Below are 13,995 nucleotides of genomic sequence, written 5' to 3'. Positions count from 1 at the left end.
CAATAAAATACGCGGCATTGCCGAAAAACACATCCGGCGCAGCTTCCGAAGCCGCTGCCGACGCCAGGAATTTCATTCGCGGAACGCATAAAACCCCAGTTACCACTAGCGTTCCGGCGAAAAATACTTAACAATAGCACGATCGTTCGAAAATAAGCGGTTCATAAAACTACGGGACACTCATGACTTCATCTCAAGACTTGCTTGAACAATACGGCCCACGCGAAGCGATGGAATACGACGTGGTGATCGTCGGCGGCGGTCCGGCCGGGCTGTCGGCGGCGATCCGCCTGAAACAGCTGGCCACGCAACAGGGCCGCGAGGTGTCGGTGTGCGTGCTGGAAAAAGGCAGCGAGGTCGGCGCCCATATCCTGTCCGGCGCGGTGATGGATCCGCGCGCATTGACCGAGCTGATCCCCGACTGGAAAGAGCAAGGCGCGCCGCTCAATACCCCGGTCACCGAAGACCGTTTCCTTTTCCTCTCCGCCAGCAAAGCCTACAAGACACCGTCCTGGCTGCTGCCAGCCTGTTTCCAGAACCACGGCAACTACGTCGTCTCGCTGTCCAACGTCACCCGCTGGCTGGGCCAGCAGGCCGAAGCCCTGGGGGTGGAAGTGTTCGCCGGCTTCCCGGCAGCCGAAGTGCTCTACCACGAGGACGGCTCGGTCAAGGGCGTGGCCACCGGCAACCTGGGCATCAACAAGGAAGGCGAACCGACCGCCGAATTCCAGCTGGGCATGGAACTGCATGCGAAGTACACCTTCTTCGCCGAAGGCGCGCGCGGCCACCTGGGCAAGCAGCTGATTGCCAAGTACCGGCTCGATGCCGGCCGCGATCCGCAAACCTATGCCATCGGCATCAAGGAACTGTGGGAGATCAAGCCCGAGCTGCACCAGCCGGGCTTGGTGGTGCACACCGCCGGCTGGCCGCTGGCCAACGATACCTATGGCGGCTCCTTCCTGTACCACCTGGAAAACAACCAGGTGGCGGTGGGCTATGTGGTGGGCCTGGCGTACCAGAACCCGTACCTGTCGCCGTTCGAGGAATTCCAGCGCTATAAAACCCATCCGGAAATCCGCAAGTTCTTCGAAGGCGGCAAGCGCATCTCGTATGGCGCGCGCGCCATCACGGCCGGCGGCCTCCAGTCGCTGCCCAAGCTGGTGTTCCCGGGCGGCGCCCTGATCGGCTGCGAGGCCGGTTTCCTCAACGCCTCGCGCATCAAGGGCAGCCATGCCGCGATCAAGAGCGGCATGCTGGCGGCCGAGGCCGCGTTCAATGCCCTCAACGAAAATCGCCAGGGCGACGAGCTGGCCGCCTATCCGGCCGCCTTCGAGCAATCGTGGCTGAAGGAGGAATTGCACAAAGCGCGCAACTTCAAGCCGTCAATGAGCAAGGGATTGGTGACCGGAACGCTGCTGGTGGGCATCGACCAGGTGCTGTTCGGCGGCAAGGCGCCATGGACCATGCATCATGCGCATGCCGACCACGAATGCCTGAAACCGGCCGCCAACTACGCCCCGATCGCCTATCCGAAACCGGACGGCAAGCTGACCTTCGACCGCCTGTCGTCGGTGTTCATTTCCAACACCAACCACGGCGAAGACCAGCCGGCGCATTTGACCTTGAAGGACAAGAACGTGCCGGTGCAGATCAACCTGGCGCAGTATGCCGGCCCCGAGTCGCGCTATTGCCCGGCCGGGGTGTACGAGTTCGTGAAGAATGAGGACAACAGCGACCGCCTGCAGATCAATGCGCAGAACTGCGTGCACTGCAAGACCTGCGATATCAAGGACCCGACCCAGAACATCGTGTGGGTGACGCCGGAGGGCGGCGGCGGGCCGAATTATTCGGGAATGTAATCGGTCGCTTCCACACGGACAAAAACCGTACCTCCGATGTTAATGCCGTTCAGTTAAGCGTGGTGGAAGCCTTCCATTTCTGTAGATGCTTATCGATGATTTCAAAGCATAAACATGCGTCATGCCCCCGGCCCTCATACGAGCCACGTTGTGCCATGCCAGCGACTCGATATTCGAGGTCCGTAAAGGGGCCACCACTATTTCCTGGTCTGATAGAGCCAGCACCGGTAATGGTGAAGCTGCTCATACCGGCCGCTGGTAGGAATCGGTTAAGAACCGATTGTCGATTGAAATCCGGAAGATTCCATTGTTTATATGCTGGGTAGCCCATCAAAATACCATTTGTATTCCGCGTGATAGGAGCGGACATTGGATTGAAGTATTTGTGTGGAGGTGGCTCACCCTCGAAGCACAGTATGGCGATATCGTCGTAAGCATTCCGATAGAGAATCCTCACAGGCCACGTTTTTTTGGGGATGTCAGGAAGAATAGCGAAGAGCGCTAAATTCTTTATCTCCGGAGCATTAATGTCTGCGGGGTAGGATTTATCTTTGATAGTGGCAGTTGCTTCAAATAGATGATCGCAAGTTATCAAAAGATTGGATTCGCGGTAAGCGAATGCGGTACCCTGACCTGAAACTACATCTGCAGCGGTCGCGCTAAGCTCGAAATCGCCAAACCACTCCACAACAAATACTGCTTTGCGTGCACCACGCTCATCCCGAACAACGGGGTCAACTGGAAGCCTGGGGGCGACGAATGTGCCTAGGCTTTTCTCTATTTCTACAACTGCGTTGTACCGCTCCGCCAGATGGTTGTATAACGGGTCAGTCCCACCGCGAACCATCTTTAGATATAGTAATTTCCCCCAAATGGAGTTCCGAAGTTGCGGCGTGCTGCCTGTTCTTGTTTGTCGCTTCCAGATTTTATTTTCATGAGGAGCGAGTATGGATTTCGCAACTTTGGCTTGCCATACACTCTGCGCGGCGTTGTACCCATGCGTCTCCCACGCGCGCAATGCGCCGCGAATTCTGTCAATGAATATGCGTCGAACGTTTGGATTTTCATTAATGGTCAAGCCTGTCACTTCCATTCGGCGAGCACGATTGGATAGCCGAGTTTTATCGGCGTTAATCGCGAAGCTGTGCTTAACGGTAATGAGGTCGTTTAATTCTGCGCCAATGACTACGCGACCGTCGGGCGCTTCCATGCAGATGTTCTTAGGAAGACTTAAGGAATTACGAGTAGTGAACGAAAATGTAATGTCATCTGCGTAACGGGTGTACGCGGCCTTATGTCGTCTTGCCAAATCTTGTAGGTCGCGGTCCATCGACCGGCAAACTAGATTTGAAAAGAACGGTGATGTCGGGGCTCCTTGGGAAAGTGAGCCGTCAAAGGTGCAAATATGTGCGACAACTGATGCAACTGCATGAGAGAAATTAAAGGGGCGCTTTTGCAGAACCCCTCTAATTCGGTAAAACGAAATGCTCGGAAAGAAATCCTGCAGGTCGATATTTAATACATGTTGCGTCCGCGGAGAGCAGTGCGCGTTCGCATTAGTCAAAATACTTCTATGAGGAACGAAGCCGTGAACGGACGGCTTAAATGGGCTACTTTTCTTCGTTAAATACTCTAGTATCAGAAGCTGAAATGCTTTGATATTGGCGAAGGGCTCCGCAATGCTTCTGAGTTTCCCATTGCGCTTTGTAAGCGTGAATACTCGGTAATTGGGCTGCGGATAAATCAGCTTTTGCAGCTGAGAATAGGGCAAACCGAGAATGCGCCGCGAAAATTGCGCAACATCATTTCGTATCAAGCTATCCGTTAGAGCTGGGAAAAGAAATGGATTGGGCATGTTGCCAACAGTAGGTGCCGCCCCGGTTGTCTTTCTCCTATATCAGTTGCGACCACATACACTGTTCGCAACCAGAAGACAACGGGGATACTATGCGAATAGCCTGCGTTAACGCGGGCCTGGTTAAGCTCCAACCGAAGCGGCTTTGCGATTCTAAATCAGGGCACAGCCGGTCGACAATAATATTTGTGACCAGCGTGAACTCGAATGTCTCACTGTGTCCGCTCTGCGCGGCTGTGATGGATGTACAAATAAAGCAGGCCGATTGGAGCGATGACTGGAGAGAGGAACCAGCATAGGCCCATCATGAATAGCTTCACTACCAACATCAGAATTGCGTTCACGTAGAAGACATTGTCCCCCATGATGAATGACACGATGCTTTCGTAGACGAAGCGCGCGTACGGATATAGCAATGTGCAGACAATGAATAGCGGAATGAGCTTCAACTGGAATGCATGGTTGCCGCTTGTCGACGCGAAGTACATCATTACGGGGAAAATTAGGCCAAATACAAATTGCCTGAAGTAGTAACGACTATTCAGCCCCCCGAATGTCTTGCTAAGCACCGGACGTAATTGCACGAACTTCCCCTTTCGATTTTTAATTAATTATTACCCCATGGGAATGGTATCACTAAAATTCGGTTTGGAATTTTGACCTCTCCAACTTTGAATGACTTGCGCGCTACGAAAAAAGAAGGCAATCGCTACTATTTCCTCCATTCGCCAGTCTTTGCTGACCAGCCTCAGCGTGTATTGAGTGAGCGCTCTAAACGACCTCTGCAAATTCCCGAGAAAACGATGGTTATCGTCGAAGGCTGCATCTCAACGAAGAAGGACGCTTATTCCAGCAAATAGGTCGACCAGCTTCTCTGATTGAGAAAATCGAGCGGGCCTAAATCTAGGAGCCAACCACCTGCTTAAGCGCCAAGCCTGTAAGTTGCTTGATGACCTCGAACGTGAGGTCGATGCCTTTCTTTTTTGCGATGTCTTTGACCGCGGTCCACACTGAGTTGGAGCGCATGGTGTCGAGCAGGTCGTGGCCCGTCATGGTCAGCCTCGGCGTGGTAATCGCCCAGTGGCATTCCCCAGTCGAATCGCGAATTATCTTAATACCTTCGATATAGCCGGCCTCCGCCAAGAGTTCTACATGCCCGCATATCCGATTCGAAGTAGCAAAGTATTCGCGAATCTTTTCCTGGTACTGTGCCTCGGTTTCTCCATCCAACCATCGAGGAGATTTCGGAATATCGACGAAGACGTCGCGGTCTTCTTCAATATCCGTCAGTTGCTGGCGGATTAAATCCCAGTCTCGCTTCATGAATTTCTCCTGGCCACGTTTTGGGGGAGGCGCTGCCGGCTGGCAGCTCCTTTGCATTTCTCGAATAGTACGTGGAATATCAACTCACGGTGCTTTGCTCATCCCGCCATTGCTGGAACAAGCGCTGGAAGGCTTTTGCCATTGAGTCATCCCATGGGTAGTATAGTTTTGGTGAGAACTCTTTGAAGTAGGACTCACGCAGCTCTTCCCAGGTCTGAACGTGCAGCGGCAAGTGGGGGCAATCTATCGCATCCTTGATGACAAGCCTCTTGTCGCCGCGAGCTGACTTGAGGAGTCGCGTTTTGTTATCGAGCAGCCATTTCTTAAAGGATGTATTCCACATCCGCAGCGTTTCATGATGAGGCGTTGTGCGCTGGAATAGCTGCAAATTTGTTTTCCCAACCGCATACCAACCGGATTCGTCGTGCTCGGAATACTTCCAGCCGACTTCGCGCGCGTACTCCTGGCCGCTCGGCCCTGGTTCGTTATGACGGAAAGAATCTCTGTAAGGCATTGAGACAAGCGCGAAGCTGTACTCGATGAACTTACCATTTGCGAGCGGCAGTCGTTGATAAAAACGGTAGCGATGGTCAGTCTTGGGAAATTCGAGTTGCGGGTGCCGGGTGTTGACCAAGTCACCCCATCCTTCAGCTGCCGCTGCGTGATCGATACCATGCATGAATCGCATCGATATCTCGGTGGGTAAATCTGTCGTGTACGCAGACCCTGGATAGCCTAAACCGTGCATTTTGGCGAACAGGGCAACAGCCCGGCGCCGCAGTAGGTTAATTTGGTCGTAGTTTTTGACATCGTCAATCTCCAACACCCTAATTCGCTCAAGCACATTGAGGAATTCCGCCTTGTTGTCTTCGCGGACGATGATATCCACAAGGTGGAAAAGGGGAATATCCTGATAGCCCAACGCCTCGAGCCGCGCGAAGAATGGCTGGTCTTGTAGCAAATCTAGCGATGGCGCCACGTCATCCGTGATTGCCTTGTTCAGCGCGATATTGCTCTGGAAGCCAAGTGCCGAGGCAATTGCTTCGCTGAGGTGCGACGATGAAACTTTGGTGAGGCGGTCTTTGAGGGATTGCTTCAGCTTACGAGCGGCATCAGCAGAAAATGCGGGCGCGCAAGTAGCGGCCATGGAGACACTCCAATCATTTAATTGGTCAGCATCTCCCGATTACGTACCGACCCAATGAATGGAATGCGGAAGTAGTGTTGCATTTCATGTCTGCTTTAACCCGGGAGCAGGTCCGGCCCAGACGCCTTGAGCCTAATCCTATCATCGGATTTGTTGAGTTTGCAACCGCAAATTGCCAGATTCGACGGCCGGCAGGCGGATAGAAAGGAGAATTGCGTTTCAGCATTACACTGATGAGCGCTGCAGAATTATCCTTGACGAAACGGCATTCGCATCTCCGATGCGGCTTTTTCATTGGCGCTCACGAACGAGGCTGTCTCAACGTTCCATCACGCGGCAGGAGACGAAGACGCCGATGGCGTCCATTGGCCGTTGACGATCTTTTCCAGCCAGAAGGTGCCGATCACGGTTTTGACGTCGGTAATCTGGCCGCTGCGCACCTGTTCCAGCAGCTCGGACAAGGGCGCCTTGTAGATATCGAGGAACTCGCCCTCATCCAGCTTGCGCTCCCCTTCCTGCAAGCCGCGCGCGACATACAGTTCGAGCCGCTCGTCGGCATAGGCGATGGCATTGTGGATGGTGCAGATGTGCTGCCAGTCGGTGGCGGTATAGCCGGTCTCTTCCAGCAATTCGCGCTTGGCGCAAGCCAGCTCATCCTCGCCCGGATCGATCTTCCCGGCCGGGAATTCGATGAAGACGCGGTTCAACGGATAGCGGAACTGTTTTTCCATCAGCACGGTGCCGTCGTCGAACAGCGGCAGGATGGTCACCGCGCCGGGGTGCTTGATGTATTCGCGCACGGCTTCCTTGCCGTCGGGCAAAGTCACCGTATCGCACTGCACCTTCAGGAAGTGGCCGTCATAGACCTGTTGGCTGTCTTTTTTCGTTTCTCTCAGGTGTGCATCCATCGTAGGCTCGCGAGATCGAAGGTGAGTGGAAAACGGCGCGGCTCTCTCCGGCCCGTGGCGGCCGGAAGAACCGGGTGGCGGGATAGCGCGGCGGCCCGTCGCAACGGATGGCCGCGCATGCCTGAGTCAGCCGGGCTCGAAGTCAGCCGTGCTTCTTGCGCAGGTAGCGCAGCACGTAGCCGGGATAGGCAAGCACCAGGAACAGACAGCCGGTGACCGCATAAAATTCCCAGCCCTGGGAAAAGACGTTGCCGATGCCGGCTTCGAGGAAGTGGGCGACGATGCCCACGGCAAAGTAAAGCGCCAGCAGTTCGAGCAGGCGCACCCAGATCGGCTTGATCCAGCCGTCGTCCTTGCGTAGCGGCACCAGGGCGAACAGTTGCTGGTTGAAGAAAGGCAAATTGGCCGCGAAAGCGGCCAACAGGATCACCAACCAACTGAAGAGGGAAACGTTCACGTCTCCCGCCCCTTACGCGACGACCTTGCTGAGGAAGGTCGCCAGCGTGGTGACGATGGCATTGGTGCAGGCATCCATCAAGTGGCCCGGCCACAGGCCGATGGCCAGTGCGGCGATGCCGTTGAGGCTCAGCACCAGGCGCATGTCGGGAGTGGCGACGATCTTGGCGTTGTCGACCGGATCGTCGAAGTACATGACCTTGACCACGCGGATGTAGTAGAACGCGCCGACCAGCGAGAACAGCACGGCCAGCACGGCCAGCCAGATCTGGCCGGTGCCCAGCACGGCCTGCAGCACCGACAGCTTGGCATAGAAGCCGACCAGCGGCGGAATGCCCGCCAGCGAGAACATCAGGATCATCATGACTGCGGCGAACCACGGGCTGCGCTGGTTCAGGCCCTTGAAGTCTTCGATCGTGTCGGCTTCGAAGCCGGCGCGCGAGAGCAGGATGATGACGCCGAAGGTACCCAGCGTGGTAAGCACATAGGTGACCGCGTAGAACATCGAGGAGCTGTAGGCGTTGACGGCCGAGAACAGGTTGCCGTCCACCACGCCCGACATCATGCCCAGCAGCATGAAGCCCATGTGCGAGATGGTCGAATAGGCCAGCATGCGCTTGATGTTGCTTTGCGCGATCGCGGTGACGTTGCCCAGGATGATCGACAGCACGGCCATGACCATCAGCATCTGTTGCCAGTCCACCGCCAGCGGCAGCATGCCTTCGACCAGCAGGCGGAACGTGATCGCGAACGTGGCCAGCTTGGGCGCGGCGCCCAGCAGCAGCGTGACCGGGGTCGGCGAACCTTGATAGACGTCCGGCACCCACATGTGGAATGGCACGGTGCCCAGCTTGAAGGCCAGGCCGGCCACCAGGAACACGATGCCGAACACCAGCACGGTGCGGTCGACGGTGCCCGAGACGATGGCGCGGAACACTTCATTCAATTCCAGCGAACCGCCGGTGGCGCCGTACAGCATCGACATGCCATACAGCAGGAAGCCCGACGCCAGCGCGCCCAGGACGAAATACTTCATGGCGGCTTCGGTAGATGCGGCGTTGTCGCGACGCAGGGCGACCAGCGCATACAGCGACAGCGACATCAGTTCCAGGCCCAGGTAGATCGACAGGAAGCTGTTGCCGGAAATCATGATCATCTGGCCCAGCAGGGCGAACAGCGCCAGGGCGTAGTATTCGCCGCCCAGGTGGCCGCCGGTGATGCCGCGCACGCTGTTGTATTGGCGCGAGTAGACCAGGGTGACGCCGACGCCCAGGTAGGTAAACAGCTTGAGCAGGTTCGACAGCGGGTCGGAGACGAACATGTTGTTGAAGGTGTAGACCGTCGCGCCACCGTTGAGGTCGCCGGTGGTCAGCACCGCGCAAACCACCAGCGCCGCCAGCGACAGCAGGTAGGTGATGATGCGCTTGGCTTCCGGCAGGAACATATCGATCAGCAGGATCACCGAAGTGGCGATCAGCAGAAATATTTCCGGATAGACAGGGATCAGATTAATGTTGTTCATTTAGTTACCGCTTGTGTTCGTCCGCTCGTTTCGTCGGCGTACCGGTCCGCTAGTTACGGTGCTGCCCTCGCCTGTCGCCTTTGGCTTCCTTCGAGGTTCCTGCTCACCGTGAAACGCAGCCGGACTATCGCTTCGCTTGGCCGGCATGCTGCGCCGGCTTGCCTCTTACCTACTTCAACCGGTGGAGCCCTGACCGGCGCTCCACCTTCCAACCGTCAAGATCAGTTGATCTTGGATACCGCAACGTGCTGCAACAGGTCGGTCACCGAGGTCTGGATGCTGTCGGTGATGATCGCCGGATACAGGCCCATGACCATGGTGGCGATCGCCAGCAGGCCAAGGATGAGGAATTCGCGCGGGTTGACGTCGACCAGCGCTTCCACATGGTGATTGGCGACGGCGCCGAAGATCACGCGCTTGGCCAGCCACAGCGAGTAGGCCGCGCCCAGGATCAGTGCGGTGGCGGCCAAGAGGCCGATCCAGAAATTGAACTTGACCGCGCCCAGGATCACCATGAATTCGCCGACGAAACCGGAAGTGGCCGGCAGGCCGCAGTTGGCCAGCGAGAACAGGATGAAGAAGAAGGCGAAGCGCGGCATCTTGTTGACCACGCCGCCGTACTGGGCGATTTCGCGGGTATGCATCTGGTCGTACAGCACGCCGATGCACATGAACATCGCGCCGGAGACGAAGCCGTGCGAGATCATCTGCACGATGCCGCCCTGCACCGCCAGGTCGTTGAACATGAAGAAGCCCAGGGTGACGAAGCCCATGTGGGCGATCGACGAGTACGCGACCAGTTTCTTCATGTCCTGCTGCACCAGCGCCACCAGGCCGATGTAGATCACCGCCACCAGCGACAGGAAGATCATGAAGCCCGACAGCGCATGGCTGGCGTCAGGCAGGATCGGCAGCGAGAAACGCAGGAAACCGTAGGCGCCCAGCTTCAGCATGATCGCGGCCAGCACGATGGAGCCGCCGGTCGGCGCCTGCACGTGGGCGTCCGGCAACCAGGTGTGCACCGGCCACATCGGCACCTTCACCGCGAAGGCGGCCAGGAAGGCGAAGAACAGGATCTTCTGCTCCAGCATCGACAACGGCAACTGGTGCCAGGTCGGGATGTCGAAGCTGCCGCCCGAGACGAAGTACAGGTAGATCAGCGCGACCAGCATCAAGAGCGAGCCCAGCAGCGTGTACAGGAACAGCTTGAAGGCCGCGTACACGCGGTTGTCGCCGCCCCATACGCCGACGATGATGAACATCGGGATCAGGGTCGCTTCGAAGAAGACATAGAACAGCATCGCGTCCAGCGACGAGAACACGCCGATCATGATGCCCGAGAGGATCAGGAAGGCGCCCATGTACTGGCCGACGCGCTTTTCGATCACCTTCCAGCCGGCCAGCACCACGATCACCGTGATGAAGGCGGTCAGCGGCACGAACCACAGCGAGATGCCGTCCAGGCCGAGGAAGTAGGAGATGTTGAAGCGGTCGATCCAGGGGGTCTTCTCGACGAACTGGTAACCGTGGGCGGCCGCGTCGAAATGCTGGATCAGGGGGAAAGTAACGACCAGTCCGACCAGCGAGCCGAACAGCGCCAGCCAGCGGGCCAGGCCCGGATTACTGTCGCGGCCGACGGCCAGAACGAGGATGCCGAATGCGATCGGTACCCAGATCGCAAGGCTCAGGATGGGAAAAGTTGACTGCATCATGGTTGTTATCTTCTTACAGCTTATTTGCCAAACGGGAACGGCATGAACCACACCAGGAAGCCCAGCACGCCGATGATCATCACGAACGCATAGTGATAGATGTAGCCGGACTGCCAGAGACGCGTGAATTTCGAGAACCAGCCGACCACCTTGGCGCTGCCGTTGACGAACAGGCCGTCGATGATGCCGCGGTCGCCCACGGTCGACAGGCCGCCGCCCAGCAGGCGCGCGCCGCCGGCGAACACGACGTCGTTGAACTTGTCCATGTAGTACTTGTTGTCCAGGATCGTGTAGATCAGGCTGAACTTTTGCTTGAACCAGGCCGGCACGCGCGGGTTGACCATGTAGCAGTAGTAGGCCACGACCACGCCGGCGATCGCCAGCCACAGCGGCGCGCTGGTGAAGGCATGGGTCACCATGGCGACCGGGCCGTGGAACTCATGCGCCAGTTCTTCCATGACCTTGTGGTTTTCGCCGAAGAAGATCACGCCCTTGAAGAAATCGCCATACAGCATCGGCGAGATCGCGAAGAAGCCGACGATGACCGAGGGGATGGCCAGCAGGATCAGCGGCAGGGTCACCACCAGCGGCGACTCGTGCGGCTTCTGGCCCGGGGCCAGTCCATGGTGGTGTTCGTCGTGGTCGTGGCCGTGGTCATCATGCGCATGGTCGTCATGGCCATGGTCGTCGTGAGCGGCATGGGCCGCGGTCGGAGCGTGGTGGTCGTCATGGCCGTGCGCCTTGCCGAAACGCTCCTCGCCATGGAACACCATGAAGTACATGCGGAACGAGTAGAACGCGGTCACGAACACGCTGGCCAGCACGGCGAAGTAGGCGAAACCGGAGCCTGCCAGGTGCGACTCGGCGGCGGCTTCGATGATCGAATCCTTGGAATAGAAGCCGGAGAAGAACGGCGTGCCGATCAGCGCCAGCGAACCCAGGAGCGAGGTGATCCAGGTAATGGGCATGTACTTGCGCAGGCCGCCCATGTTGCGCATGTCCTGGTCGTGGTGCATGCCGATGATGACCGAGCCGGCGCCGAGGAACAGCAGCGCCTTGAAGAAGGCGTGGGTCATCAGGTGGAATACCGCCACCGAGTAGGCCGAGGCGCCCAGCGCGACGGTCATGTAACCCAACTGCGACAGCGTCGAGTACGCCACCACGCGCTTGATGTCGTTTTGCATGGTGCCGAGGAAACCCATGAACAGCGCGGTAATGGCGCCGATCACCAGGATCACCGACAGCGCGGTGTCGGACAGTTCGAACAGCGGCGACATGCGGGTCACCATGAAGATGCCGGCGGTCACCATGGTCGCGGCGTGGATCAGTGCCGAGATCGGGGTCGGGCCTTCCATCGAGTCAGGCAGCCAGACGTGCAGCGGGAACTGGGCCGATTTGCCCATGGCGCCGACGAACAGGCAGATACATGCCACCGTCAGCAGCATCCAGTCGGTGCCCGGCAGGGTCAGCTGGGCCAGCTCGGCGCGCTTGTCGAACACTTCGGTGTAGTTCATCGAACCGGCGTAGGCCAGCAGCAGGCCGATGCCCAGGATGAAGCCGAAGTCGCCGACGCGGTTGACCAGGAAGGCCTTCATGTTGGCCTTGATCGCGGTCGGACGGGTATACCAGAAACCAATCAGCAGGTAGGACACCAGGCCCACCGCTTCCCAGCCGAAGAACAGCTGCAGGAAGTTGTTGCTCATGACCAGCATGAGCATCGAGAAGGTGAACAGGGAGATGTAGGAGAAGAAGCGGTTGTAGCCGTCGTCGTCCTTCATGTAGCCGATGGTATAGACGTGGACCATCAGCGAGACGAAGGTGACCACGCACATCATCATGGCGGTCAGGCTGTCGACCATGAAACCGACTTCCAGCTTCAGGCCGGCCACCGTCATCCAGTTGTACAGCGTACCGTTGTAGGTGGCGCCGTCCAGCACCGCCAGCAGCGTCTGGAACGAGATGATGGCCGCGATCAGCACGCCCAGGATGGTCGCGCTATGCGACACCTTACGGCCGACCACGTTGCCGAAGAATTTGGTGCCCATGAAACCCGCGATGGCGGATCCCGCCAACGGCGCCAGGGGTACGGCAAGAAGAAGATGTGGGTTAAGTTGCCCCGCCATGATGAACCTTATCGCTTATTGGCTGCCCCGCTCTGTTGCCGCGGGGCCTCCCATCTTTAAATGAAATTTAAATCGAGCCTCGGACTGCGACCCGCGCCCGGTCCGTCAGCCCTTGAGGCTGTCCAGATCTTCGACGTTGATGGTATCCAGGTTACGGAACAGCACCACCAGAATCGCCAGACCGATCGCGGACTCGGCCGCCGCCACGGTCAGGATGAAGAACACGAAAACCTGTCCGGCCGCATCGCCGAGGTAATGCGAGAAAGCAATGAAGTTCATGTTGACCGCAAGCAGCATCAGTTCGATGGCCATCAGCAGCACGATGACGTTCTTGCGGTTCAGGAAAATACCGACGATCGAAATCGCGAACAGGATCGCGCCGAGGATCAGGTAATGAGAGAGCGTAATTGCCATGTTGTCTTCCCGCCCTTCTTAAGATTGTTGTCCGGAAGCCGGGGTGCCGTCGCCGGCGCCGTCCTGGGCGCCGTTGTTGCGGGTCGACTCGGCCTTCATGCTGACCAGGCGCACGCGGTCCGAGGCCTTGACCTTGACGGCCTTGGCCGGGTCGAAGTACTTGGTGTCCTTGCGCTTGCGCAGGGTCAGGGCGACGGCGGCGACGATGGCCACCAGCAGGATCACGGCCGCGATTTCAAACGCGTACACATATTCGGTGTAGATCAGCATGCCCAGCGGCTTAGTCTGGCCGATGGTGTCGGAGACGGCCGGCACCTGCGAATCGGAAGTCCAGAAGCTGCGCAGCAGCACGGCGGCCATTTCCAGCACGATGATCACGCCGATGGTGGCGGCCAGCGGGAAATAGCCCCAGAAGCCTTCCCGCATCTTGTCCAGGTTGATGTCCAGCATCATCACCACGAACAGGAACAGCACCATCACCGCCCCGACGTAGACCAGCACCAGCACGATGGCCAGGAACTCGGCCTTGAGCAGCATCCAGATGCCGGCTGCCGAGAAGAACGACAGCACTAGGAACAGGGCCGCATGCACCGGATTGCGGGCCGTGATGACGCGCACTGCGGCGATCACGAGGATCACCGAGAACACGTAGAACAAGACAGTTTTAAATTCCATA

The 13,995-nt window shown here is 57.7% G+C and carries 12 protein-coding genes; 1 reads left to right on the top strand and 11 read right to left on the bottom strand.

All coding sequences use genetic code 11. The features are described from left to right. The first annotated feature begins 182 nt into the window (after positions 1–182). Positions 183–1,859, top strand: a complete 1,677-nt coding sequence (locus tag FB597_RS02775; protein ID WP_144767926.1) for an electron transfer flavoprotein-ubiquinone oxidoreductase — start codon at positions 183–185, stop codon at positions 1,857–1,859. Between the two features lie 49 nt (positions 1,860–1,908). Here the strand turns inward: FB597_RS02775 and FB597_RS02770 are convergent, their stop codons facing one another. The 11 genes from FB597_RS02770 to FB597_RS02720 all read right to left on the bottom strand — a co-directional run bounded on the left by FB597_RS02770 (position 1,909) and on the right by FB597_RS02720 (position 13,994). Continuing rightward, positions 1,909–3,714, bottom strand: coding sequence for a reverse transcriptase domain-containing protein (locus FB597_RS02770; RefSeq protein WP_144767924.1), 1,806 nt, complete (start codon positions 3,712–3,714; stop codon positions 1,909–1,911). A 212-nt stretch (positions 3,715–3,926) separates the two neighbouring features. Next, complete coding sequence (locus FB597_RS02765) at positions 3,927–4,298, bottom strand: hypothetical protein (RefSeq protein ID WP_141913298.1); 372 nt, start codon at positions 4,296–4,298, stop codon at positions 3,927–3,929. Between the two features lie 319 nt (positions 4,299–4,617). Beyond that, positions 4,618–5,037: a YjcQ family protein gene (locus FB597_RS02760; RefSeq protein ID WP_141913297.1), complete on the bottom strand. Its 420-nt coding sequence runs from the start codon at positions 5,035–5,037 to the stop codon at positions 4,618–4,620. A 79-nt stretch (positions 5,038–5,116) separates the two neighbouring features. Then, a complete protein-coding gene (locus tag FB597_RS02755) occupies positions 5,117–6,184 on the bottom strand; it encodes a hypothetical protein (protein WP_141913296.1) in 1,068 nt (355 codons plus the stop codon). 329 nt (positions 6,185–6,513) lie between these two features. After that, the gene (locus tag FB597_RS02750) at positions 6,514–7,092 is read right to left on the bottom strand and encodes an NUDIX domain-containing protein (RefSeq protein WP_141913295.1); all 579 of its coding nucleotides are present in this window, start codon (positions 7,090–7,092) and stop codon (positions 6,514–6,516) included. 142 nt (positions 7,093–7,234) lie between these two features. Further along, positions 7,235–7,549 (bottom strand): DUF2818 family protein, encoded by a 315-nt coding sequence (locus tag FB597_RS02745; RefSeq protein WP_141913294.1) that lies wholly within the window; start codon positions 7,547–7,549, stop codon positions 7,235–7,237. Positions 7,550–7,561: 12 nt separating this feature from the next. Continuing rightward, positions 7,562–9,070 carry an NADH-quinone oxidoreductase subunit NuoN gene (gene nuoN / locus FB597_RS02740; RefSeq protein WP_141913293.1) on the bottom strand — a complete coding sequence of 503 codons (1,509 nt, stop codon included), beginning with the start codon at positions 9,068–9,070 and terminating at the stop codon, positions 7,562–7,564. Positions 9,071–9,291: 221 nt separating this feature from the next. Next, the gene (locus tag FB597_RS02735) at positions 9,292–10,782 is read right to left on the bottom strand and encodes an NADH-quinone oxidoreductase subunit M (RefSeq protein WP_141913292.1); all 1,491 of its coding nucleotides are present in this window, start codon (positions 10,780–10,782) and stop codon (positions 9,292–9,294) included. A gap of 20 nt (positions 10,783–10,802) precedes the next feature. After that, entirely contained in the window at positions 10,803–12,905 is a 2,103-nt protein-coding gene (gene nuoL / locus FB597_RS02730) for an NADH-quinone oxidoreductase subunit L (protein ID WP_141913291.1), read from the bottom strand. A 105-nt stretch (positions 12,906–13,010) separates the two neighbouring features. Then, positions 13,011–13,319 (bottom strand): NADH-quinone oxidoreductase subunit NuoK, encoded by a 309-nt coding sequence (nuoK, locus tag FB597_RS02725; protein ID WP_141913290.1) that lies wholly within the window; start codon positions 13,317–13,319, stop codon positions 13,011–13,013. Between the two features lie 18 nt (positions 13,320–13,337). Continuing rightward, complete coding sequence (locus FB597_RS02720) at positions 13,338–13,994, bottom strand: NADH-quinone oxidoreductase subunit J (protein WP_141913289.1); 657 nt, start codon at positions 13,992–13,994, stop codon at positions 13,338–13,340. Position 13,995 lies beyond the last annotated feature (1 nt).

Source organism: Herbaspirillum sp. SJZ099, from assembly GCF_007828355.1.
GTDB lineage: Bacteria > Pseudomonadota > Gammaproteobacteria > Burkholderiales > Burkholderiaceae_D > Herbaspirillum.
Note: the sequence above shows the minus strand (reverse complement) of the source record. Positions and strands in the feature narration are given on the sequence as shown.

What these genes read in the sequence shown, in the direction of transcription:
- nuoL (WP_141913291.1), bottom strand. Translation starts at nt 12,905, where the DNA reads ATGGCGGGGCAACTTAACCCACATCTTCTTCTTGCCGTACCCCTGGCG.
- FB597_RS02735 (WP_141913292.1), bottom strand. Translation starts at nt 10,782, where the DNA reads ATGATGCAGTCAACTTTTCCCATCCTGAGCCTTGCGATCTGGGTACCG.
- FB597_RS02760 (WP_141913297.1), bottom strand. Translation starts at nt 5,037, where the DNA reads ATGAAGCGAGACTGGGATTTAATCCGCCAGCAACTGACGGATATTGAA.
- FB597_RS02720 (WP_141913289.1), bottom strand. Translation starts at nt 13,994, where the DNA reads ATGGAATTTAAAACTGTCTTGTTCTACGTGTTCTCGGTGATCCTCGTG.
- FB597_RS02770 (WP_144767924.1), bottom strand. Translation starts at nt 3,714, where the DNA reads ATGCCCAATCCATTTCTTTTCCCAGCTCTAACGGATAGCTTGATACGA.
- FB597_RS02750 (WP_141913295.1), bottom strand. Translation starts at nt 7,092, where the DNA reads ATGGATGCACACCTGAGAGAAACGAAAAAAGACAGCCAACAGGTCTAT.
- FB597_RS02775 (WP_144767926.1), top strand. Translation starts at nt 183, where the DNA reads ATGACTTCATCTCAAGACTTGCTTGAACAATACGGCCCACGCGAAGCG.
- FB597_RS02755 (WP_141913296.1), bottom strand. Translation starts at nt 6,184, where the DNA reads ATGGCCGCTACTTGCGCGCCCGCATTTTCTGCTGATGCCGCTCGTAAG.
- nuoN (WP_141913293.1), bottom strand. Translation starts at nt 9,070, where the DNA reads ATGAACAACATTAATCTGATCCCTGTCTATCCGGAAATATTTCTGCTG.
- nuoK (WP_141913290.1), bottom strand. Translation starts at nt 13,319, where the DNA reads ATGGCAATTACGCTCTCTCATTACCTGATCCTCGGCGCGATCCTGTTC.